Raw genomic sequence first — 22,568 nt, 5'->3', positions numbered from 1 at the left:
CGCGGATACTGGTTCCGGTGGGGCGTAAACGGACGGGTGACCGGGTGGTCGAGCAGGTGGACACCGGGCTGGCGGAGCTCGTCCCGGCCCCGGACCGGGCCGGCTCGTGGACGCTGCTGCTGGACGGCGCGCCGCAGTCGCACGTCGACCTGACCGACCCCACCCACCTCGAGTTCGAGTACGTGCGGCGGTTGGCCGCCGCCGTGGATCTGAGCGCACCGGCCGGTGAGCCGCTGCGGGTGCTGCATCTGGGTGGCGGCGCGCTGACCCTGCCCCGGTACGTCTCCGCCACCCGACCCGGGTCGACCCAGCGGGTGTCCGAGGTGGACGGTGCGCTGGTGGAGCTGGTCCGTCGGGCGTTGCCGTGGCCGTCCGATGCCCGGTTGCGGGTCCGGGTGGAGGACGCCCGGGCGGTGCTGGCGTCCAGTCGGGAGGCCAGCTACGACGTGGTGGTCGCCGACGTGTTCGCCGGTGCGCGTACGCCAGCCCACCTCACGTCCGTGGAGTACACGGCCGAGGTGGCCCGGGTGCTCCGCCCCGCCGGTTGGTACCTGGCGAACCTCGCCGACGGCCCGCCGCTGCGGCACGCCCGAGGGCAGGTCGCCACGGTCCGTTCGGTGCTGCCGCAGGCCTGCCTGATCGGGGACGCGGCGGTGCTGCGTGGGCGCCGGTACGGGAATCTGGTGCTGGTCGCCGGGCGGTCCACACCGCCGGTGCCGGAGCTGACCAGACGCGCTGCCGGCGACTGGTTCCCCGGCCGGGTGGTGGCCGGCGACGACCTGGACCGCTTCGTCGGTGGCGCGCAGGTGGTGCGGGACGCCGACGCCACCGGCTCCGATCCGCCACCGCCGGGGCTGTTCTCGGTGCGCCGCTGACCGTCCATTCGACGGCGGCGGGGAAGTTTTTTCGTCGTTTGTTGATCCGCTGAGGCCGGCGCTGCGTACCACCGGGCGGCCCACCTCGTGGGCCGGTGTTGGTCACGGAACATCCCGGAGGTCTGCATGCACGCGGTGGCGGCCGGTTGGCATGGCGACGCGGTACGCGCTGACTGGTTGTCGGCGCGACCCTCGTCACGGTCAACCTCGTCTGCCCGGGGGGTCGACGCGCGGGCGACGCCTCGCCAGAATGGTCCGGTGACGCCGCGACCGGCGCCCGGGCGCCATCAGGCGACGACGACCGAGGCCAGCCACTCCGACCAGTTGATCCGTCAGCTCTATGCCGAGCACGCCGGCCCGTTGCTGATGTTCGTCATGCGTCTCACCGGGGGGGACCGGCAGCGCGCGGAGGACATCGTCCAGGAGACGCTGCTGCGGGCCTGGCGCAACGCGCACCGCCTGGGCACCCAGGGGCAGGGTTCGCTGCGGCCGTGGTTGGTCACTGTGGCCCGCCGCATCGCCATCGACGAGCACCGCAGCCAGGAGGCCCGGCCGCCGGAGACGTACGACCGGGACCTCACCGCGTTCGCCGAGGCGGACAGCACCGACCGGGTGCTGCGGACCATGACGGTGGCGGACGCGCTGCGTACGCTCAGTCAGTCGCACCGGGAGATCCTGATCTCGACGTACTTCCGGGGGCGGACGGTGCCGGAGGCCGCCGAGGAGTTGGGCCTGCCGCTCGGCACCGCCAAGTCGAGGGTCTATTACGCGCTGCGCGCGCTGCGCACGGCTCTGCAGGAGCGGGGGGTGACAGAATGAGCCGGCCGGACCATATGGACGTCGCGGCGTACGCGCTCGGTGTGCTCGACGAGCAGGACACTGAGCGGTTCGAGGAGCATCTCGCCACCTGCTGGGCGTGCGCGGCCGAGTTGGAGACGATGGTGCCGGTCGTCGGGCTGCTCTCCGACATCGACGGCGAGACGATGATGGCGCTGGAACAGACGGCGACCGACCCGGCCCTGCTGGACCGGACGCTCGGCGCGGTCCGGGCCGACCGGCGGCGTACCCGGTTTCGTCACATGCTCGCGACGGCCGCCGCGGTGGTGGTCTTCGGCGGTCTGAGCGGGTACGGCTTCGTCAGCGTGACCGGCAACGATCAACCGCCGGGGGTGCTCGCCGAGTCGACGCCGAGCGCGCCCAACGACCCGCCGACGAGCGTGCCGACGGCCGCGCCGAGCGGCCCGGGTGTGGGCGGCACCGAGGTGGAGGGTGATCAGGTCGAGGCGACCGACCCGACCACCGGTGTGCAGACCACCATGTTCCTGGTGACGAAGGATTACGGCACCCGGATCAATTTCAGCCTGCGGAAGCTGCCCGGCCCACGCATCTGCCGACTGGTGGTGGTGCGCAAGAACGCCACCACCGAGGTCATCTCGACCTGGTCGGTGCCGGATGGCGGTTATGGCACCAACACCCGGCCGCAGGGTCTCGAACTCAGCGCCTCGACGTCGGCTCTGCCGAAGGACATCAAGCAGCTCCAGGTGCAGTCGGTGGATGCCAACGGCGTGGCGAGTCCGCTGGTCACCGTACCCATGTAAGCGCGGTTACCGCATCGGCGCCGGTCATTGCCACAATGACCGGCGCCGATCTGTCGTTGCGCGAAGGGGCCCCTCGCGGGGGCGTACGCATGGAGACGGAAAACGGTTCAATCAGTTTACGTGAAATTGACCACTGTTACTACTTCAACCTTGACAGCCCGCACGCCGTACCTATGGGTGAACTGTCAAGAATGAGGAGGGCACGTGGCACAGATGAAGCGGACCGTCATCGTCGCGAGCGCGATGGTCGCACTAACGGCCTGCGCTCCCGCGGGTTACGACGGGGCGAACTCGAGCGCGGCCGAGCCGGTCGCCGTCGCCGCGGCCGAGCCCACCGCGACGGTTGAACCTGAGGCCTCGGCCTCCCCGGAGGCGCCCGCCGCCGACGCCCCGCCCGCGGACGTCGACCTGACCGACAAGTTGGTCGGTAAGAGTGTCGCCCGGATGGGCAAGGTGGTCACCGACCAGGACGGCTGGATCCTGTACCGCTTCGACAAGGACACCGCCGACCCGCCGTCGTCGAACTGCGTCGACAAGTGCGCCGAGGTGTGGCCCCCGGCACTGACCGACGGCAACCCGGAGCTCACCGGCGTCTCCGACGACAAGGTCGGCAGCGTGACCCGGCAGGACGGCACCCGTCAGCTCACCGTCGGCGGCTGGCCGGTCTACCGCTACGTCGGTGACAAGAAGCCCGGCCAGTGGAAGGGCCAGGCTGTCGGTGGAACCTGGTTCGTGGTCCAGCCGGACGGCAAGAAGAACCTGAGCTGCCTGCCCAAGGGCACGCCGAAGGCTGTCGCACCGCCGGCGGACAGCGGCTCGAACGACGCTGGCGGCTCGGGCTACTCGTACTGAGCCTGGTCGCCCATGAGGGCACGGTGGTCGGTCGTCGCCGGGGAGGGCGCGACCGGCCACCGTCGTGTCCGGGGTGGGTCAGGTCCGTTCCCACGGGCTCGGCACCGGGAAGTACGTTTCCAGGAACGGAATGAGCAGCGCCAACTGCTTGTCGAGGTCCTCCTCGACGGAGAACGCGTCGTTCAGGCAGAACACCTGCCGATCCCGACGGGCGAGCAGGTGCGCCAACCGGGCGGGTGTGTCCGGGTGGGACAGCTCGGCGATGGTGTAGCGCAGGTTCCCCGGTGCCGCGCGACCGGTGTGGAACGCGTAGTAGTGGTGCAGCGACGAGGCGACCGACAGGTCGTCCATGCTGCGGAACTGACTCGCCGCGGTCCGCCGGTACTGCTGCGGGAACGTCTGCTCGATCTCCTGGAGCACGCTCCGCCGCAGCGCGTGCGGCATGTGCTTCATCTTCTGGGTCAGCACGGTGCCGAACCGCTCCGCGATCAACGCCCGGTTGTTCTTCCCGGCCGCCGACGACGGGATGTCCCCGGCGGCGGGTGGGCCCGGCGGCACCAGGGCCGGCGAGGGAAAGAACCGGGAGATGCCGTTGGCCAGGAAGAAGTCCTGGGGCAGCACCTCGGTGCCGAGGAAGACGTCATCGTTGAAGTACAGGAAGTGCTCGGAGAGCCCGTCGATGTGGTGCAGCTGACTCTCGATCGCGTGCGAGTTGTACGTCGGCAGCACCGTCGGGTCGGTGAAGATCTCCCGATGGCTGACCACCCGCAGCCCGGTGGCGGACGGGTCAAGCCAGGTGGGCACCTGGTCGTCGGTCACCACGTAGACATGTCGCACCCAGGGCGCGAACATGTGCAGCGACCGGAGCGAGTAGCGCAGCTCGTCGCGGCTGAGGAAGCGGGCCGCGCTCGCCGCCTCCGCGTGGTACGGCACCCCGGCCACCTCTGCCCGTCGGCGTAGCCAGACCGGGTCGGCGCCGTCGACCCAGGTGTAGACCACGTCGACCGGGAACGGCACATCGTCCGGGCGCGGTGCGGCGAACTCCGGACGGGTCCAGGCGGTCGCGGGCGCGGCGGCGGGCACCAGGCCGGTGAACCGCGACTCCGGTACGAGGACCAGCGGCGCCGCCACCGTCACCTGTTCGGCGACGGCGTTGGGTCGCGGCGCGACGAGCGTGTCACCCTCCCGGGTCCAGAACTCGACGTCGCACCCGTACGCCTGCCCCAGCACCAACCGCCGCTGGGGGTCGGTCCAGTACCAGGTCAGCCGCACCACCGGGGCGTCGGCCAGCCGGTCCCAGGACTTCGGTTCGAAGCCGGCGGCCGGCTGCCCGGTACCGTCCGGCACGCCGACGTAACCGGGGACCCGACCGCAGGCGGCGGCGAGTGCGGCGTACGCCCGCACGCGGTGCGCGGCGTCGACGGCGACCACCGACGAGCGGTGGATTTCGCCGCGTACCCGGAAGTGGGGTACGCCGGCCTCGTCGAGCGCCGCCGTCACCGCGGTGAGATTGTCCAGCCGTGCCATCAGGGGGGTGACCGCCCCGATCCGGGCCACCCGGGGTCCCCGGTCGGCGGTGACGACCACCCGGTCCGCGCCGGCCAGCAACTCCGGCTGGCGGCGGGCCAGCCGTTCGCCCCGGCGCTCGGAGAGGTGACCGTCGCGCGCGGCCCGGGCGACCCACTGCTTCAGCTGGTGCCGGGCCCGGGGGCTCACCTTCGTCGCGATGGCTCGCCGGGTCTGCGGGCTCAGCACCCGGCGGTACACCTCCACGAACCCGGTGGGTTCGGCCAGCGCCCGGGCTGGCTCCCCCGGCGTGGGCTTCGACTCGGTCACCGCTTGTTTCTCCTTGTGTCCGTGCTCATGGGCGATCGACGACGACGATCGACAGTTCGCTGTCGCGGGTGTAGTACGGGCGGACCCGCAGCAGTGGTGCCGGGTCCTCCTCCACGAGATCCAGCCCCGGATCGTCCACCAGGTAGATCTCCGGGTAGTTGTAGACGAGTTTCTTGTCGACGATGTCGTCGACGAGCAGACCCAACCGGACCTCACGGTCCGTGCCGACCTGCCGCAGCCACAGATCCCAGTCCTCGTATCGGCCCAGTCGATGTGCGGCCAACTCGTCTACAGCCACGTCGATACGCAGGTGACCGCTGCGGGTCCGTACCACCGGCACGGACACCGCGCACTCGTGGTGACCCCGTCGGTGGAGCACTGCCTGCTCGGGAATGCCGGATCCGCACCAGACGGCCTCAATCGACACCCGCTCACCGCTGAGCGCGATCCGCCGCACCTCGGCGTGCTCTGCCCGGACCCAGCTCCGCACCGCCAGAAAGCCGTCCGCCGTGCGGTACGGCAGGTGCGAACGGACCACGTGCACACCGGCCGGATCATCCGCCGGTCGGTGACCGCCGGCGAGTACCCGCGTGTCGATCCGGGCCGGGCACAGTCGGAGGCGCGCCCCCGTCAGCGGCTGCAGGTACGCGTTCCAGCGGCCCTCCGGCAACGCGTCGGCGGGCAGCACCGCCACCTGGCGCCCCCCGTCGTCCTGCGCTTCCAGTGGCACCCGCACCTTGTGCCCGTTGTCCCGGTCGCGCAGCAACAGGTGCGCGCCCGCAGCGAGGTCCGGTGCATCGATACTCAGGCTGAGGCCGTGGTCCGGCAGCACCTGACAGTCCACTGTCGGCCCGGCGGCTGGTGCGGCGGCCCGCCGCCGGATCGCCTTCTGCAATCGGGCGGAAGTGGCGCGGGCCTGCCGAATGCGGGAGAGGCGCACCAGTGCGCCCAGGCTCGCCCGGCGGGCCAGGTCACTGCCCGCGATCCCGCGAAGGACCGGATCGCCCAACAGGCGGACCAGATCGGGTTCCCGAACCAGTTCACCGCTACGAGCCAGCACCGAACGACCGGTGCGCGGCCCCTTGCCCGACCGGGCGGCCCTCTCGGGCCGCCCGAGCGCCGGGCCTCGCTCGACCAGCACGGCGTCACACTGTCGGGCGAAGGAGTCGGCGAGCGTATCCGGGTCGAACCGCGCCGCGTTCGCCAACGCCTGCCGGGCCAGGCCGGCCCGGAGATCGTCGTCGTGCATCAGCGTCCGCAACGCCGAGGCGTACGCGTCGATGTCGTCCATCGGGACCAGCAGACCATCGACCCCGTGCTGGATGATCTCGCGGGGTCCGACCGGGCAGTCGGTGCTGACGACCGGCAGGCCGAGCCGCATCGCCTCCACGATGGTCATGCCGAACGATTCTCGCTCCGAGGAGACCGCCGCGATCGAGCCCTTGACCCACTCCGTGGACATGTCCTCTCGCCGGCCCATCAGTTGGACCTGGTCGGACATCCCCAACTCGCGGATCTGTGCGACCAGCGCGGGGCGTTGCGGGCCATCTCCGTAGATCCGCAGTTTCCAGCTCGGATGATCGCCGGATGCCCGCGCGAAGGCGGCGATGAGCCGGTCATAGCGCTTGATCGGGTCGAGCCGCCCCGCACTGACCACGATCCGGTTGGTCCCGTCGGCCAGCGGCACTGTGGGCTGGGGAACGCTGTTCGGCAGTGCCACGACGCGGGTGTGTGGCACCGGATTGCCCGATCGGAAGGCGGCGGCGTCAGCCTCGGTCACTGTGAAGGCCAGGTCGATCCGGTCGTACGAGAGCCGGATCTCCTCCTTCAGCACGTCGTCGATCAGATCCTGCGTCATGTGCTCCTGCGCCACGCGGACCGCGTGGTCGGGGCCGTGCCGTGCCACCACCATGTTGATGCCGGGCCGGGTACCCACGATGACGTCGGCCCCGGTCGAGCGCAGGTAGTCGATCATCCGTTCGTCGGTCAACCGGCTGTACTGGGTGTGGAACTCCTCGCTCTTCGGCACCAGCAGGGACGGCTCCCGGAGCCGGGGATCGGCCCGGTCGGGACGCCCAGGTCGGGTGTCGAGGAGCGGGACGAGCGCGATCCGGTCGTCGATGGCGAACATCGGCTCGTCGGTGCGGCGGAACACGGAGACGATCTCCACGCCGTGCCCCCGGCCGACCAGGGCGGTGGCCAGGTTCAGCACGGCCCGGTTGGTGCCACCAACGCCGTACATGTTGTGGATCAGGAAGGCGAATTTCACCCGGAGATCCTCAGTTCGTAGGGGCTCGGGACCGGGAAGTACGCCTCCATGAACGGCTCGAGGATGGTCATCTGGTGTTGCAGTTGGGCGAACGTCGAGTAGGCGTCGTTGATGCAGAAGGTGTCCCAGTCCCGCCGTGCCTCCGCTCGCCGCAGCCGCGCTTCGAGGTCGGGTACCGCGAGTTGGACGTAGCCGTAGTTGACGCGCCCGGGCAGCGCGCGGCCGGTCAGGAACGCGTAGTAGTGGTGCAGCGAGTACGTGATGGTCAGGTCGTCGGCACTGCGGAACCGACTGCGCATGGTGGCCTCGTGCTCGACCGGAAACTCCCGCTCGATCTCCGCGAGGATGCTGCGCCGCAACGGATAGGGCACATGCTGGGAGCCCTGGGTGAGGGTACGGCCGAACCGCTTCTCGATCAGGGCCCGATTGTTCTTGATCATTGCGTCCACCGGGCTGTCCAGCTCGGTTTTCTCGCCGAGCGGGATCCGGTTCTGCGACAGGAAGAACTTGGTGTTGCCGTTGGCCAGGAAGAACGTCTGCGGTGCCAGGGGGCGACCGAAGAACATGTCGTCGTTGAGGTACAAGAAGTGCTCGGCGAGCCCATCGATGCGGTGCAGCTGACTCTCGATGGCGCACGAGTTGAAGGTCGGCAGGGCGTCCGGGGCCGCGAAGATCTCGTCGTGGTTGACAAGGAAGATGTTGCCGGCGCTGAGGTCCAGCCAGGCCGGACGCTGGTGGTCGGTCACGATGTAGATGTTGCGGACCCACGGGGCGTTCAGGTGTAGCGATCGCAACGAGAACTTCAACTCGTCGCGGTTGATGTACCGCGACTCACTCGCCGCCTCGGCGTGCAGCGACTCACCACGGACGCCCGCACGACGTTGCTGCCACTGGGGGTCCGCGCCGTCCACCCAGGTGTAGACCACGTCGATGGGAAAGTCGATGTCGTCCGGGAGCAGGCGGTCGAACTCCGCGCGGCTACGCCGGGGCGGGTGCCATTTCGCCGGAGAGGCGAGGCGGGTCAGCCGATGCTCGTCCACCTGCACCGGCGTGCCATCCAGTGCCACCGCCCGCATCATCCGGTTGGGACGGGGCGAACGGAGCAGCCCGGCGGCCCGGTCGGGTTTCCAGAACTCGATCTCGCAGCCGTACGCCGGGCCCAGGATCAGCTTGAGGGTCGGGTCGGCGCGGAACCAGGTCAGCTTGATCGCCTGAGCGGCGTACAGCTCGGTCCAGGCCGGCGCCTCCGACGCGTCCGTGAGGCCGCCGACGATCGGCGGCCGGGGCAGAACCTGGCTCACGTAGCAGGTCTCGACCCCGCCCAACTTCTCCAGGGCGCTCAACGCGGCAAGCCGATCAACCTCACTGACGCCGATCACCGGCGTCCGGTCGTCCATGCCGCGGACAAGGAAGTAGTCCACCCCGTGCTCGTCCAGCGCGCCGCTCACCGCGTCGACGTTCAGCCGACGCCCCAGGATCGGAGTCAGGTCGGCGTGCACGTGCGCGGTACGACGTCCACCGTCGACCAGGACCTCGCGAAGCGCGGGGAGGTCTGGCCCGGCGCTCCCCACCGGCGCGGACCTGGCCGCGTCGGCAGCCCGGGATGGCGCGCCCGCGCGCTGCGGTACCACCGGCGTGTTGTTCACGGCACTTCCTTCATCGGGTTCAAGGACGATCCGAATTGGTCCGGTCGCGAGGCGAGGAGCCCGCCGGATGTCGACACGGCCAGGAGGACGGCGCAGCCGGACGCGTCGACCTGCACCGCGTGGCCACCAGTAATCGGCGTTGACTCGCGGAGCCAGCGGCAGGGCGTCGACCCGGCCGGGTCCAGCCACGCGACGCTGGAGCCGGACGCGTCGTCTCGGACCGCCAGCAGGACCGCGCCCGCTTCGGACACGAACCGAGCGGTCAGCGGGCCGGGACCGCCGTGACCACCGAGGTCAGCGGCCGTCGACAGGTCCCAGTCCCGGCCGCCGCCGCGCGTACGGTACGACAGCACGGACGCCGAGTCCCGTCGCCGGAACAGAAGTAGTCGCTCGCCGTCGGGCAGCCGCGTCACGGCAGGCGGGCCTGCCGGCGCCTCGGTCTCCAGCCGGGCGTACTCGGCGCTGAGGTCCGGCACGGAGACCAGCCAACGTCCGATTCCAGCGCGCCCGGCGGCCAGCACCTCCACGTGGTGGTCGTTCCACGTCACAGCAGCCAGGCCGTCCTGGATGTCCCGGCCACCGAGGTCCTGCCACTGCGTCCAGGACGTCCCGTCGTACAGCCGGGCGCTCAGTCCCTTGCCGGCGTTCCGGGCCAGCAACAGGACACCCCCGTCAGACAGGGAGACAGCGTGCGGCATGCCGATGTTCCGTCGATCCGACGGGGCATTTCGCCCGGCGGGGTTGCCGAGCGACTCCCAGCGAACGCTGGCGTCGCCGGCGCCGGGCAATACGGTTGTCCAGATGTCACGGACGTGCCGATCGGGCACTGCCGTGAGTTCTTGCCGCACCGCGAAGAGCCGCCAGCCGCCGCTCGGGGTGGCCAACGCGGCGACGTACGGCAGGAGCCTGCTGCCGGGAACCACCCGGCTCGGGGTGAACGCGCCCGAGCCGGCCTGCTGCCAGTGAACCACCTGGCCGCCACGCACGGCGAAGGCCGACAACTCACCGTTCGGGCCCGGTACCGCCCAGGTCCGCGAGCCGGGATAGCGCAACGTGGTTCCGGAGGCGTTCCCGGTGCCGATCGCATCGCCGCCGACCTTGCGGTCACCGTGGCCGACGGGTCCGTCGGCGGGGCGACCGTCGGCCCACCCGTAGGTGTCCTTGTATCGCTGCTTGAGTGCCCGCGCCTCAGGGCTGAGGTTGGACGGCCACCGTCGGACGTAGTAGCCGCGGAACGCCTCGACGATCGTGGCGCTGCCACCGCCCTCAGCGAACCATCGTTGGGCCGCCTCGTGTGCGAACAGCCCGGTGATGGTGTGGGAGAGGTGGTCGGAGTAATCACCGGTGTCGGCGTGCTGTGGGTTCGCCTTGTCGTGCAGTTGACGATCGGGATCCGGGTCCATCGTCCACAACAGCGTCGGCTCGACGTCGCGCAGCAGGTGCAGCAGCGCCTCGATCAGGTCCTCCCGAGAGTAGGCGAAGGTACCGGAGACCGGCGAACCCAGCGGGACCATGGTGGGCGTGACAGTGGCTTCGCCGGTCCACAACTGTGGCAGCGACCCAGCTCCGACCGGCGAGCCGGGGGGCGGCGCACACCAGAGGTTCAGCGACATCAACCGGATCCACGGCGCGTCGACCAGCGTCGAAAGGTCCGCCTCGGCCGTCGAGCCCAGGGTGATCGCCGCACGGTGCCACTTGGCGTCCCGGTCACCGAGAACCATCTCGCCGTACGCCGAGCGGAGCCCGTTGAACCGCGCGGCGGCGAAGCCCTCGAAGTCCACCGGCAGCGCGGCGTGTGCCGCCGACCCACCGGGGGCGTTACGTCCATCCGCCTCACCAGAGGTCAGGCAGACCGTCAGGTGTGTCGCGCTGTGTCGCAGCTGGCTGGCGAGTAGCGGGTTCAGGAAGTAGAGATCGTCGTCCTGGTGGGCCATGACCGCCATGGACCGCGGACGGCGGTCAGATGTCATGGCGCTCCCCAGACGGATCGGATCGTCGCCGGCCCGGTTGCTCTCTTGAGCCGAGGACGGCCTTGAAGTCGGTGACCGTGTTGAGCATGTTGTTGGGCATTGTGGGCGCGTCGACCGGGGTGCCCCGACGGGCATCCGGCACCGGACGGTACGAGCGCCTCCACAGCTCCCCCGCGCCCACTTTCCGCCGCTCCGCCACCACGTCGTCCGGCAGCTCGAACGGGGCGGGGAAGGGCAGGTAGCGCGGCAGGAAGTCGGCCAGCATCCGCTCCTGCTCGGCGAACGACCGAGGGTCGGAGTCGGTGTCGTTGAGGCAGAACACGTCACGGTGCCGGCGGGCCAGCAGCTCGGCCAGCCGGGCCGGGGTCGAGGGGTGACCCAGGTCGGCGTACTCGTACTCGATGTCGCCGGGGACGGCCTGCGCGGTCAGGAACGCCCAGTACTGGTGCAGCGACGACGGGATGGACAGGTCGCCGTGGTGCCGGAACCGGTGCCGCGCGGTGGCGGTCACCTCGTCCGGCAGCATGCCCTCGATCTGCTGCATGATGCTGCGGCGCAGCGCGAACGGGGTGTGCTTCATCTTCTGCGTGATGGTCACGCCGAACTGCCGTTGGATGTGCCGACGGTTGTTCTTTCCGGCGGCCTTCACCGGCGGGTCCTCCGGCTTCGCCTCCCCAAGACCGAACTGGGCCGGCGAGGGGAAGAACTTCGCGATCCCGTTGGCGTGGAAGAAGTGGTTCGGCAGCAGCGGGCGACCGAGGAACACGTCGTCGTTGAGGTAGAGGAAGTGTTCGGCCAGTCCGTCGATGCGGTGCAGGCGGGACTCGATGGCGTGCGAGTTGTACGACGACCGGCCGCCGAGGTCGGCGAAGAGTTCGGCGTGCGAGATGACCGTGATCATCGGATGGCTCGGGTCGAGCCAGCTCGGCAGTTGGCTGTCGGTGATCAGGAAGATCCGCCGTAGCCAGGGCGCGAAGCTGTGCAACGACCGCAACGAGTACCGCAGCTCGTCGCGGTTGTGGTAGCGCGACGAGTTCGCGGCGACCGCGTGCACCGGGCCGTCCGGAGCGCCGAGCGCCAGCGACTTCCGCTTCAGCCACTGCGGGTCGGAGCCGTCCACCCAGGTGTAGACGGCGTCGATCGGGAAGCCGACCCGGTCCGGCGCGCGGACGGCCAGGTCCCGGCGGGTGCCGTAGGTGTGGTCGTCGGCCTCGGGCACGAAGTGGCTCATCAGCGCCGCTGCCACCCGGACCGGCTGCGCCCGGGCAGGGGCCTCGTCGACGACCCCGTTGCGCCGGGGAGCGCGGACCATGTCCCCGTGCCGGCTCCAGAACTCGATCTCGCACGCGAACTGGGCGCCGAGGACCACACCGGCGCGGGCATCGGTGACCGGGAAGCAGACCTGGATCACCTCGGTCGGGGCGGCGTCCGGTTGGTCCCGACGGGGCCGGACCTGCACCACCCGGACGTCCGCGCCGGACAGCGCCGGCGCGGAGCGGATCAGGCGTTGTACAGCCGGCCGCTGGTCGTCGAGGACCGCGACGGTGCTGCGCAGGTGGTCGTCGTTACGAATGCAGTGGTATTCGATGCCCGCGGCGTGCAGCGCGGTGGTGACGGCGGTGAGGTTGCGGTGCCACTGTTCCAACGGCGTCGCCGTGGCGACGATCTCGGCCCGGGTTCGAACGCCACCGTCGGTCACCGCCACCCGGGCTCCGAGGGGGTGCACTGTGTCGCCGCCGCGCGGGCGGGAGAGCGTCTGAACCAGGCCGATCCGCCGGTGCGCGGGCAGCAGACGCAGCAGCCGCCGCCGTGCCGGCGACGGCAGGAGTCGATAGACCTTCAGGGCGATCATGCGCTGGGCCGTCCGCTCGCTACGACCGCCTTGTCAGCGGGCACCCGTCAGCCCCGCGAACGGGTAGCGGGGTGAGATCCCACTCGCGATGATTCGACACAGACTCGCGCAGCCATCACTGCATGCCCTTCCACAGATCCCCCGTTGGCACTGCGTGGCGATCCAGCGTCGGCCGCGCGGCCGCCTGGTGGCGGCTGTCGGCGGGACACCGGTCTCCGGGCCGGACCGCGTTCTCCCACGAGTGGAAGTTGTTGGCCGCCGCAGGTGGCCCGGGGCAGTGCGTTTACCTGCAGGCCATCAAACAACCACATGATCGATACCTGGCCCACCGCCTAAAGTGACATAAGGGCGGTATGTACCTGTTTGCCAAGATAATCCTGGCCATTCGGGTGGTTCAACGACACCGGGACGGTCGGCCGAACGTATCCTCGCGAAGCTCCTCAACCGCGGGCGGGACCGGTACGGCCCGCTCGTCAGCCCCCACCGTGACCTGGCAGAGTAGCGGGGTGACCGAGACCGGACCCGCCGCTACCAGGGTGCTGCACCCGCCGGTCGGCTACCGGCTGACCGCGTCGGTCCGCACGCTCACCTTCAGCCCGTACGACCCGTGCGCCCGGGTGGCGGCCGGCACCTTCTGGTGGGCCACCCGCACCCCGGACGGTCCGGCAACGCTCGCGCTGCGACCGGCTGGCGGCGAGTTGCTCGCGGAGGGGTACGGGCCCGGCGCCGAGCACGTCCTCGCCCGCGCCGACGCGATAGCCGGGCTACGCGACGACCTGACCGGCTTCACCGAACTGGCCGCGGCGCACCCGCTGGTCGCCCGGCTGGCCCGGGAGCACCGGGGCCTCCGGATGCCCGCCACCGGCGAGGTCTTCCCCCGACTGCTGCGCGCGGTCTTCGAGCAGAAGGTCACCGGCAAGGAGGCCTACCGGGCGTACGCGGCGATGGTGCGGCACTTCCGGGAGCCGGCTCCCGGCCCGTTGCAGCCGCTGCTCCTGCCGCCCGAGGCAGCCTCCGTGGCCGCGGCTCCGTACTGGGTGTTCCACCCCTTCGGGGTGGAGCAGCGCCGAGCCGACACGCTCCGTCGCGCCGCCGCGCTCGCCGATCGCCTGGAGCGCAGCACCGACGCCACCGACGCCACCCGCCGGCTGACCGCGATCCCCGGCATCGGGCCGTGGACGGCCGCCGAGGTGGTCCGGATCGCGTACGGTGACCCGGACGCGGTCAGCGTCGGCGACTACCACATCCCGAACACGGTGGCCTGGGCGCTCGCCGGCGAACCGAGGGGCGACGACGCCCGGATGATGGCCCTGCTGGAGCCGTTCAGAGGTCACCGGGGCCGGGTGTGTCTGCTGCTGGAGGCAGCCGGCATCCGGGCACCGAAGTACGGCCCGCGCGCCCCGATCCGCTCGTTCGCCCGGTTCTGAGTCTCGCCGGCGCCACTGCGGTCAGCGACCGACGCAGAGCCGACGCAGGGTACGGCCGAGCCACCAGGCGTACGCGTGCTGCACCGCCCGAACCGCCGGCCCTCCCGTGCGGGTGAACCAACGGTCCGGAAGGCTGAACGCGCGGACCTCGAACCAGACCGCGCCGGTGTCGTCGCGGACGACCTCGAACGCCTCCTCGCCTCGCTCCGGGTGCCCGGGCAGGGTGCCGTAGCCGAAACCGGCGAGCGTGGGCGAGTCCACGCTCCAGACCACCTGGCACGGCCCCCAGAGGCGGGCCGGACCGACCCCGAGGCCGGAGGTCACCAGCACACCGGCGACGGCCCGCGGCGCTTCGGTGCGAATCCGGACGCCGGCGGCACGGTGCAGCCGCCAGCTCAGCACCGCGTCGGCGGCGGTCTCGAAGCAGCCGCCCGGCAACGGATACCGGTGGCGCAGGTGGTGGTACCCGCCGGGCAGCGGCCCGTGCCGGGTCGACCCCACCTCCGGGTACGTCAGCTCGGCCACCGTTGCCCCCTCGACCTCGACCGGACACGGGTCAGGGTACGACCGGTGCGGTCGGGCCGCCCGTCGATGGCGACGGCGGCTGTGGTGTGCTGCCCCGATGAACGCCGAGGCGAGCATCGTCCCGGCCGGTGTCGTGGACGCCGGCGAGATACTCACCGTGCAGCGGGCCGCGTACCTGAGCGAGGCGCAGCACTACACCGATCCCTTCCTGCCTCCGCTGACCGAGACGTTGGACGAGGTCGCGGCGGTGCTGGCCGGCCCGAGCATCGTGCTCGCCGCCAGGTTGGGCCACCGTCTGGTCGGTTCGGTGCGGGCCCACCTGGACGGGGACACCGCGCACGTCGGCCGCCTCTCGGTCGCCCCGGACCAGCAGGGACGGGGTGTCGGCGCGCAACTGCTCACCGCCATCGAGCGGGCCTGCGCCGGCCGGGCGGCCCGGTTCACCCTGTTCACCGGCGCGGACAGCGCGCGCAACCTGCGGCTGTACCAGCGGCACGGCTACCGGATCGTGGCGCACCGCCCGGACCCGAACGGCATCTCGTTGGCCGTGCTGGAGAAGCCGGCCGTCAGCCCCGCTCGCAGCGACGCCTGAGCCCGTCGGCCTCCATTCGCACGTAGCGGCGGAACAGCCCGCCGTACAGCCAGCCGATCAGGCCGGCCAGCGGGCCGGACTGGCTGAAGGCCAACTCGACGCGGGTACGCCCGTCGGGCAGCGGCAGCAGCCGGTGCTCCGCCGTGGTCCGCACACCCGGCGCGTCGGAGACCCAGACGAACTCCCGCCGCTCGGTCAGCTCGGTGACCCGCCACACCGCCGGCCGCAGCTTCGGCTGGGTCAGTCGGGCGGTCGCGCCGACGGCGAGCGGCCCCGGCTCCCCTCGCTCGGCCCGGGTCACCGAGTCCGTCCACTCGGGCCAGCGGGGCACGTCGACCAGCACCGCCCAGACCTGCTCGGCATCCGCGGCGATCTCGGTGTCGGCCTCGAACCGCATGGTGTCCCCTCCCCGGCGGCGCCGCTCGGCACCGCCACGGGTGCAGACGAGGCCGTCGGGAGAATTGTGACACCGGTGCTCGATCCCGTCCGTCCCTCCTCAGTGGAAGCGGACCGGGCCTGGCACCCGTGGTTCCCGGCCGCACACACCGTCCTCGGCCGCCGCGCGGATCAGGCGGCCTCGCGCAGGTCGGCCAGGGTGAGCGGGGTACGCCGCCGCAGCAGCTCCTCCAGCTCCGGCACTGAGCCGACCTCGCCGAGCACGTTCCGGCCGCCACCGAACCGCTCGGGGTAGCGGCGGGTCAGCCGGAAGCGGTAGCGGCCCCGGATCAGCTCGATGCTCACCCGCCACCGCCCGCAGCAGTCACAGACCCACTCGGACACCTCGCGAAAGTAGCTCTGACCTGGGGTTATTTGATTCGCCCGGTGGGGACGGGCGGCGCGTAGTGGGACACGCCGCCCCGCCATCCACGGTGATCTGCCTCACGACTGTCGGCACCGTCTGATTGACTGGTCGGCGTGGACCTGCCGATCAACCCGCCGGTCGAGCCGATGCTGGCCAAGAGCGTTCCCAAGCTGCCCACCACGCCAGGGGTGACCTACGAGCCCAAGTGGGACGGGTTCCGGTGCATCGTGTTCCGCGACGGCGACGAGGTCGAGTTGGCCAGCCGGGGCGGCAAGTCGATGACCCGCTACTTCCCCGAGGTGGTCGAGCAGGCCCGCCGGCAGCTGCCGGAGCGGTGCGCGGTCGACGGGGAGTTGATCGTGATTCGGCGTGACGGGCCGAGCGGCCAGCCCCGGCTGGATTTCGAGCTGCTGGCCCAGCGCGTCCACCCGGCCGCGTCCCGGGTGAAGATGCTGGCCGAGACCACCCCTGCCGACTTCGTCGCGTTCGACCTGCTGGCGATCGGTGACGAGGCCCTGCTCGACCAGCCCTACCCGCGCCGCCGGGAGCGGCTGGTCGAGGCGCTGGCCGGGGTGCGCCCGCCGGTCCACGTCACCCAGGTCACCACCGACCCGGACACCGCGCGGCGCTGGTTCGACGTCTTCGAGGGCGCCGGGCTGGACGGTCTGATCGTCAAGCCCGCCGACCTGCCGTACGAGCCGGGCAAGCGACTGATGTTCAAGGTCAAGCACGCCCGCACCGCGGACGCGGTGGTGGCCGGCTTCCGCTGGCACAAGTCCGGCCCGGTGGTGGGCTCGCTGCTGCTCGGCCTGTACGACGACGCCGGGGTCCTGCACCACGTGGGGGTGAGCGCGTCGTTCAGCATGGCCCGCCGCGCCGAGTTGCTCGACGAGCTGGCGCCCTATCGGGACACCGGCGGCGAGCACCCGTGGGTGCACGGCGACCACGAGCGTGGCCAACGCATCCCCGGTGGGGTCAGCCGGTGGACCGGCACCAAGAACCTGGAGTGGGAGCCGGTGCGCCCCGAGTTGGTGGTCGAGGTGGGCTACGACGCCATGGAGGGCGAACGGTTCCGGCACACCGCGCAGTTCGTTCGGTGGCGCCCGGACCGCGACCCCCGATCCTGCCGCTACGACCAGCTCGACCGGCCGATCCGCTTCGACGTGGACCAGGTGCTGCGCGGCGACCCGACGGCCACCGTGGACCGAGCCGCCACCGGCTCGGCGTAGCCTGGCCGTCGACCCGATTCCGGAGGACCACGTGACCCGCACCGCCGACCAGCCTCGGATGGCGACCAGCCGCCGGGTCCGTCGCACTCTGGCCGCCTTCGGCGTCGCCGCGCTGCTCACCGCCGGTTGCACGCTGCCGGCGTTCGCGCCGCGCACCGAGGTGGAGGGCGCGGCCGCCCCGACCGGCAGCGCACCGAACTGGCGGCCCTGCCCGGAGGTGCCCGACGAGTTGGTCGGGCGGAGCGCACCGAACATGCGCTACGAGTGCACCCGGATCGCGGTGCCCCGTGACTGGGGCACCGGCGGCGGGGCGAGCGCCGGCCCGGGCGCCGGGCAGACCTTCGAGATCGCCCTGCTGCGCGCCCGGTCCACCAAGCAGCGCGACCGGGTCGGCTCGTTGGTGATCAACCCGGGTGGTCCGGGCGGTTCCGGTGTCGACACCGCCGTCTACCTCTCCTTCGGCCCCCAGTTCGGCGGGCTGCCCGCCTCGATCACCGAGCGCTTCGACATCGTCGGCTTCGACCCGCGCGGGGTCTCCCGGTCCAGCCCGGTGAAGTGCATCTCCGACGCCGACCTGGACGCCAGCTTCGGTTTCGACCCGGACCCGGCGAGCCAGGCGGCATTCGACGGCTTCGTCGGCCTGAGCCAGCGGATCGGGCGCGGTTGCGGCGACCGCTACGGCGACCAGTTGCCGCTGTACGGCACCGAGCAGGCCGCCCGCGACATGGACGCGGTACGCGCCGCCGTGGGCGACGACAAGCTCACCTACCTGGGCTACTCGTACGGCACCCTGCTCGGTGCCACGTACGCCCAGCTCTACCCACAGCGGGTGCGGGCGCTGGTGCTCGACGGCGCGGTCGACCCGCAGCAGCGGCTGGTCGAGGGCTCGGAGAGCCAGGCCCGCGGCTTCGAACGGGCCTTCACCAACTTCACCCGCTGGTGCGCGGCGAACGCTGGCCGCTGCCCGATCGCCCCGGACGCCCGCGCCGCGGTCACCTCGGCCATCGACAAGGCCAAGGTCTCCCCGGTACGCGGCGCCGATGGGCGGGAGGCCACCGCCGGCTGGGTGTTCTACGCCGTCATCTCCTCGCTCTACACCGAATCCGGCTGGCAGGAGTTGGCCCAGGCGATCGACAAACTCGCCGAGGGCGACCCGAAGGACGTGTTCCGACTCGCCGACGCGTACGCCGGCCGGGAGGACAACGGGCACTACTCGAACCTGTTCGACGCCAACCTGGCCATCAACTGCGCCGACGAGACGGAGAAGCCGAGCCGGGAGCAGATCCGCCGGTTGCAGTCCGAGTGGCGCGGAAAATATCCGCTGTTCGGGCCGGCGTTGGCGGTCGGCATGCTGAGCTGCGTCGAATGGCCGGGCGGGCGTGACCCGTACCCGACCGGGAAGGCGAACGGCGCACCGCCGATCGTGGTGGTCGGCACCACAGGCGACCCGGCGACGCCGTACGAGCAGACCCCACGACTCGCGTCGATGCTGGGTGTCGGTCGGGTGCTGACCTGGGAGGGCGAGGGGCACACCGCCTACCCGCAGACGTCCTGCATCACCGACGCGGTCGACGCCTACCTGATCGACCTGACCGTCCCACCGGAGGGGAAGCGCTGCCCGGCCCGCTGACGGGCTGAGCCGGTGGCAGCGGGGGCAGATCGATCCCCTGCCGGGTGGCCAACTCCTCCAGTAGCGCCCGCATTCGGCGCACGTCGGCCTTGAGCTGCTCCTGCTCCTCATGCTCGAAGGCGTTGTCGTCGACGATGAGCCGGCTCGCGAAGTGCGCGGTGATCAGCGGGATGACCAGCAGCACCATGGTCGAGATGAGCAGCGCGGCCAGCGTCCGGCCCGCCCAGGTGGTCGGCGAGATGTCGCCGTATCCGACGGTCGAGGCGGTCACCACAGCCCACCAGACGGCGTCGGCGGGGCTGCGCTCCTCGACCTCGCCGTAGATGAAACCGGCCACCACGATCATCAACAGGTACGAGGTGATCAGCGTGCGGGGCGAGTTCGCGAACCACACCAACGCCCGGTATATCCAGCGGAACGGCAGCAGCACTAGCTCCATGCCGCCCCATGCTGCCCGTTGCCCGCAACCGGCACAGACCCATTCCTCGGTTTCGCTGTGCCAGGATCGCCAGTATGAGCGACGTGATCTACCGGGAGGCCGCCCGGGCGGACCTGCCCGCCGTCATCGCCCTGCTCGCCGACGACGTCCTGGGCAAGGCCCGCGACTTCACCGAGGTCGACGAGGCGTACGAGAGGGCGTTCGCGGCCATCGACGCGGACCCACGCAACCAGCTGATCGTGGCCGAGCAGGCCGGCGAACTGGTCGGCTGCCTGCAGATCACCTACATCCCCGGCCTGGGCCGGCACGGCAGCGAGCGCTCGCTGATCGAGTCGGTCCGGGTCCGCTCCGACCGGCGTGGCCAGGGGCTGGGCCGGGACCTGATGACCTGGGCGATCGACCGGGCTCGCGAGCGTGGCTGCGCGCTGGTGCAGCTCACCACCGACAAGACCCGCGGGGACGCGCACCGCTTCTACCTGGGCCTCGGCTTCGTGGCCAGCCACGAGGGCATGAAGCTCGCGCTCTGATCCGGCGTCGCGTTCACCCGGCGGGGCAGTGGGAGTCGCCCCGACCGGGTTACGTTCGCTGCCATGAGCAGGCCGACGATGCCCGGCGCCGCACCGTCGCGCCCGTCATGGCGGCGGACTGGCTCGGCGCTGTTGGCGGTCGGCGTCCTCCTGGTCGTCGTCGCGTTCTGGCTGCCCGCCTGGCGCAGCGTCTACCTGGATCGGACGGAAACCACTCCGGGTTCGAAGGTGCTCGGCTGGGCGCTCCCGTTCGCGGTGACCGCTGCCGTGTTCGCGGCGCTGTCGCTCGCCAACACCGGCCCGGCCCGCGGGGTCTGGCGGCAGGCCAGCCTGGGAATGCTCATCTCCAACGTGCTCGCCTGCGGCAGCCTCACCGGGACGTACTGGTATTTCGAGGCCGAGGACCCCTACGCCAGACACGAGTTGATCTCGACCGGGCCGGGCGCCGGTCTTCTCCTCGCCCTGCTGGGCTATTTGCTGATCCCGCTGGCCGGGTCTCTTCCTGACGGCCAGAAGCGCACCGACGAACCCAGCAACGACCGGCCCAAACACGACCGGCCCGACCAGACGCAGTAGGGGAACTCCCTCGCCCCACCGCCGTACAAGGCTGTGGAGCTGATGTCGTAGACGAGTCACCGTCCGGCGATTCGTTGACGACATCAGCTCCACAGCGAGCGCGGACCACCATCCGCCGCCCAGCCACCCGCCGCTCAACCGCCGCAAGCGGCAGGCGTGGAACAGCGTCGGGCAGCAGTTCGATGGCGGTCAGCCGTCGACCAGGCGGCCGTCGCGCAGAACGAGCACCCGGTCGGCGAGGTCGATCAGGGCCGGGTCGTGAGTGGCCACCAGGGCCGTCATGCCCCGGGCGTGCACCACCGCGCGCAGCAGGTCCATGATGGACCGGCCGGTCTCCGAGTCGAGCTGACCGGTGGGCTCGTCGGCGATGAGCAGGTCCGGCTCATTGGCCAACGCGCGGGCCACCGCGACCCTCTGCTGCTGGCCACCGGAGAGTTCGTACGGGCGCTGCGCGGCGTGCCCACCCAGGCCGACCAGTTCCAGCAGCACCGCGACGCGCTCCTCCCGTTCCGCGGCCGGCACCTGCGCCAGCCGCAACGGCACGCCAACGTTCTCGGCGGCGGAGAGGATCGGCACCAGCCCGAAGGTCTGGAACACGAACCCGACGGTGCCCCGGCGCAGCCGCAGCAGCTCCGCCTCCCCGGCCGAGGTGACCTCGTGCCCGGCCACCACCACCTGACCGCTGTCCGGCCGGTCCAGCCCACCGATCAGGTTCAGCAGCGTCGTCTTGCCAGCCCCGGACCGACCTCGGATGGCGACCAACTCGCCCCGGTTGGCAGTGAACGACACGTCCCGCACGGCGTGCACGGCGTGCTCACCACGGCCGAAGGTCCGGCTGACCCCACTGACCCGGACCACCTCGTCGGGGTGCGCCGAGGGCACACCGCCGAAACCGGCCGCACCGGTCACCACCATGTCCTGCCGGCTCATGCCCGCGCCCCCCGCTCGTCCGAGGCCCGGTTGCCGGGCCGTACCTGCACATGATCCGGCTCCAGGTCGAGCCGGACCCGCTCCTTCAGCGAGAGCGCGTCGACGAACGCAGCGGGCAGCTGCATCCGACCGTTGCGGTCCAGCACCGCGTACTCCTCGCTGACCAGCTCGGTGTTGCCGTCCGCGTCGGTCCGCGCGGTCCGGCGTACCTCGGAGGCGGTCCGGCCGTCGCGGATCGCGACGGTCCGGCGGACCTGTGTGGCCACGGCGAGGTCGTGGGTGACGACAACGATGGTCACGCCCAGTTCCGCGTTGATGGTGCGCAGCGCCGCGAAGACCTCCGCGCCGGTCGCTTCGTCCAGCTCACCGGTGGGCTCGTCGGCGAAGAGCACCTCCGGGTCGTTGGCCACCGCCACCGCCACCGCGACCCGCTGCTGTTCGCCGCCGCTGAGCTGCCCGGGCCGCCGGTCGGCGCAGTAGCCCACACCGACCAGGTCGAGCAGTTCCCGGGCCCGCTCCCGGCGGGCCCTGCGGCTGCGCTTGCCGGCCAACTGCATCGGCAGCTCAACGTTCTCCAGCGCGCTGAGGTACGGCAGCAGGTTGCGGCCCGTCTGCTGCCAGACGAACCCGACCAGCTGCCGGCGGTAGCTCAACCGTCGCTTGGCGGAGAGCGAGAGCAGGTCGTAGTCGGCCACCCGGGCGATACCGGCGGTCGGGGTGTCCAGACCGGAGAGGATGTTGAGCAGGGTCGACTTGCCCGAACCGGAGGCACCGACGATCGCCACCAGCTCACCCCGGTCGATGACCAGGTCGAGCCCCTGCAGGGCGACCACCTCGACCCCCTCGGTCTTGAAGATGCGCACCAGGCCGTCGCAGACGATGTGCCCGCGGAGGCGGTCCTGCCCGCCAGCCCGCTCGGCAGCGCGAAGCGCTGCCCGCTGTTGCAGGGCGGCCAGGTCAGGCACCAGTGGAGTCTGGGCGGTAGCGGTCATC

21 protein-coding genes are annotated in these 22,568 nt (G+C 71.2%); 10 read left to right on the top strand and 11 right to left on the bottom strand.

Annotation, left to right across the window (positions count from 1 at the left end):
• The first annotated feature begins 17 nt into the window (after positions 1-17).
• The 4 genes from MED15_RS23000 (at position 18) to MED15_RS22985 (ending at position 3,325) form a co-directional block, all read left to right on the top strand.
• On the top strand, positions 18-875 hold the full coding sequence (locus MED15_RS23000) for a spermidine synthase (protein WP_112699346.1): 858 nt from the start codon (positions 18-20) through the stop codon (positions 873-875).
• Positions 876-1,001: 126 nt separating this feature from the next.
• Positions 1,002-1,694, top strand: a complete 693-nt coding sequence (locus MED15_RS22995) for a sigma-70 family RNA polymerase sigma factor (protein ID WP_091400696.1) — start codon at positions 1,002-1,004, stop codon at positions 1,692-1,694.
• A complete protein-coding gene (locus tag MED15_RS22990) occupies positions 1,691-2,473 on the top strand; it encodes an anti-sigma factor family protein (RefSeq protein WP_112584980.1) in 783 nt (260 codons plus the stop codon). The genes MED15_RS22995 and MED15_RS22990 overlap by 4 nt, the downstream gene beginning before the upstream one ends.
• 204 nt (positions 2,474-2,677) lie before the next feature.
• Positions 2,678-3,325, top strand: a complete 648-nt coding sequence (locus MED15_RS22985; RefSeq protein ID WP_112736905.1) for a hypothetical protein — start codon at positions 2,678-2,680, stop codon at positions 3,323-3,325.
• Between the two features lie 78 nt (positions 3,326-3,403).
• Here MED15_RS22985 and MED15_RS22980 read toward each other — a convergent pair whose 3' ends face one another.
• From MED15_RS22980 to MED15_RS22960, 5 genes are read right to left on the bottom strand one after another with little or no spacing between them, the layout of a single operon-like run.
• The gene (locus MED15_RS22980; RefSeq protein ID WP_208646711.1) at positions 3,404-5,161 is read right to left on the bottom strand and encodes a stealth family protein; all 1,758 of its coding nucleotides are present in this window, start codon (positions 5,159-5,161) and stop codon (positions 3,404-3,406) included.
• Between the two features lie 25 nt (positions 5,162-5,186).
• The gene (locus MED15_RS22975; protein ID WP_112736903.1) at positions 5,187-7,430 is read right to left on the bottom strand and encodes a glycosyltransferase family 4 protein; all 2,244 of its coding nucleotides are present in this window, start codon (positions 7,428-7,430) and stop codon (positions 5,187-5,189) included.
• Positions 7,427-9,076: a stealth family protein gene (locus tag MED15_RS22970; protein ID WP_208646710.1), complete on the bottom strand. Its 1,650-nt coding sequence runs from the start codon at positions 9,074-9,076 to the stop codon at positions 7,427-7,429. The genes MED15_RS22975 and MED15_RS22970 overlap by 4 nt, the downstream gene beginning before the upstream one ends.
• Positions 9,073-11,010 carry a PIG-L family deacetylase gene (locus MED15_RS22965; protein ID WP_167457710.1) on the bottom strand — a complete coding sequence of 646 codons (1,938 nt, stop codon included), beginning with the start codon at positions 11,008-11,010 and terminating at the stop codon, positions 9,073-9,075. The genes MED15_RS22970 and MED15_RS22965 overlap by 4 nt, the downstream gene beginning before the upstream one ends.
• Positions 11,011-11,035: 25 nt before the next feature.
• The gene (locus tag MED15_RS22960) at positions 11,036-12,898 is read right to left on the bottom strand and encodes a stealth family protein (RefSeq protein ID WP_112584972.1); all 1,863 of its coding nucleotides are present in this window, start codon (positions 12,896-12,898) and stop codon (positions 11,036-11,038) included.
• 506 nt (positions 12,899-13,404) lie between these two features.
• Between MED15_RS22960 and MED15_RS22955 the strand changes: the two genes are divergently transcribed.
• The gene (locus tag MED15_RS22955) at positions 13,405-14,325 is read left to right on the top strand and encodes a DNA-3-methyladenine glycosylase family protein (RefSeq protein WP_112736901.1); all 921 of its coding nucleotides are present in this window, start codon (positions 13,405-13,407) and stop codon (positions 14,323-14,325) included.
• Between the two features lie 21 nt (positions 14,326-14,346).
• Here the strand turns inward: MED15_RS22955 and MED15_RS22950 are convergent, their stop codons facing one another.
• The gene (locus MED15_RS22950; RefSeq protein ID WP_181518633.1) at positions 14,347-14,850 is read right to left on the bottom strand and encodes a DUF1990 family protein; all 504 of its coding nucleotides are present in this window, start codon (positions 14,848-14,850) and stop codon (positions 14,347-14,349) included.
• Positions 14,851-14,947: 97 nt separating this feature from the next.
• On the opposite strand from MED15_RS22950, the gene MED15_RS22945 reads away from it, so the two are divergent.
• On the top strand, positions 14,948-15,442 hold the full coding sequence (locus MED15_RS22945) for a GNAT family N-acetyltransferase (RefSeq protein ID WP_112736899.1): 495 nt from the start codon (positions 14,948-14,950) through the stop codon (positions 15,440-15,442).
• Here the strand turns inward: MED15_RS22945 and MED15_RS22940 are convergent.
• Both MED15_RS22940 and MED15_RS22935 read right to left on the bottom strand, forming a co-directional pair.
• Complete coding sequence (locus MED15_RS22940) at positions 15,417-15,839, bottom strand: SRPBCC family protein (protein WP_112584964.1); 423 nt, start codon at positions 15,837-15,839, stop codon at positions 15,417-15,419. The two genes, MED15_RS22945 and MED15_RS22940, sit on opposite strands and share 26 nt — an antisense overlap.
• A 170-nt stretch (positions 15,840-16,009) precedes the next feature.
• The gene (locus tag MED15_RS22935) at positions 16,010-16,222 is read right to left on the bottom strand and encodes a hypothetical protein (protein ID WP_112584962.1); all 213 of its coding nucleotides are present in this window, start codon (positions 16,220-16,222) and stop codon (positions 16,010-16,012) included.
• A gap of 135 nt (positions 16,223-16,357) precedes the next feature.
• Here MED15_RS22935 and MED15_RS22930 point away from each other — a divergent pair, with 135 nt between their 5' ends.
• Both MED15_RS22930 and MED15_RS22925 read left to right on the top strand, forming a co-directional pair.
• Positions 16,358-17,473 carry an ATP-dependent DNA ligase gene (locus MED15_RS22930; protein WP_112584960.1) on the top strand — a complete coding sequence of 372 codons (1,116 nt, stop codon included), beginning with the start codon at positions 16,358-16,360 and terminating at the stop codon, positions 17,471-17,473.
• Positions 17,474-17,531: 58 nt separating this feature from the next.
• Positions 17,532-19,103, top strand: a complete 1,572-nt coding sequence (locus MED15_RS22925) for an alpha/beta hydrolase (RefSeq protein WP_112585563.1) — start codon at positions 17,532-17,534, stop codon at positions 19,101-19,103.
• Here the strand turns inward: MED15_RS22925 and MED15_RS22920 are convergent.
• Complete coding sequence (locus MED15_RS22920) at positions 19,030-19,542, bottom strand: ion channel (protein ID WP_112584958.1); 513 nt, start codon at positions 19,540-19,542, stop codon at positions 19,030-19,032. The genes MED15_RS22925 and MED15_RS22920 overlap by 74 nt on opposite strands.
• Positions 19,543-19,616: 74 nt before the next feature.
• On the opposite strand from MED15_RS22920, the gene MED15_RS22915 reads away from it, so the two are divergent.
• On the top strand, positions 19,617-20,069 hold the full coding sequence (locus MED15_RS22915) for a GNAT family N-acetyltransferase (protein ID WP_112604261.1): 453 nt from the start codon (positions 19,617-19,619) through the stop codon (positions 20,067-20,069).
• A 63-nt stretch (positions 20,070-20,132) separates the two neighbouring features.
• The gene (locus MED15_RS22910) at positions 20,133-20,645 is read left to right on the top strand and encodes a hypothetical protein (RefSeq protein ID WP_146766740.1); all 513 of its coding nucleotides are present in this window, start codon (positions 20,133-20,135) and stop codon (positions 20,643-20,645) included.
• A 189-nt stretch (positions 20,646-20,834) separates the two neighbouring features.
• On the opposite strand, the gene MED15_RS22905 is transcribed toward MED15_RS22910, so the two are convergent.
• Entirely contained in the window at positions 20,835-21,560 is a 726-nt protein-coding gene (locus MED15_RS22905; RefSeq protein WP_112585561.1) for an ABC transporter ATP-binding protein, read from the bottom strand.
• Between the two features lie 11 nt (positions 21,561-21,571).
• Positions 21,572-22,567, bottom strand: coding sequence for an ABC transporter ATP-binding protein (locus MED15_RS22900; protein ID WP_112584952.1), 996 nt, complete (start codon positions 22,565-22,567; stop codon positions 21,572-21,574).
• Between the last annotated feature and the right edge of the window lies 1 nt (position 22,568).

Source organism: Micromonospora noduli (assembly GCF_003264475.1).
GTDB classification, from domain to species: domain Bacteria; phylum Actinomycetota; class Actinomycetes; order Mycobacteriales; family Micromonosporaceae; genus Micromonospora; species Micromonospora noduli.
Note: the sequence above shows the minus strand (reverse complement) of the source record. Positions and strands in the feature narration are given on the sequence as shown.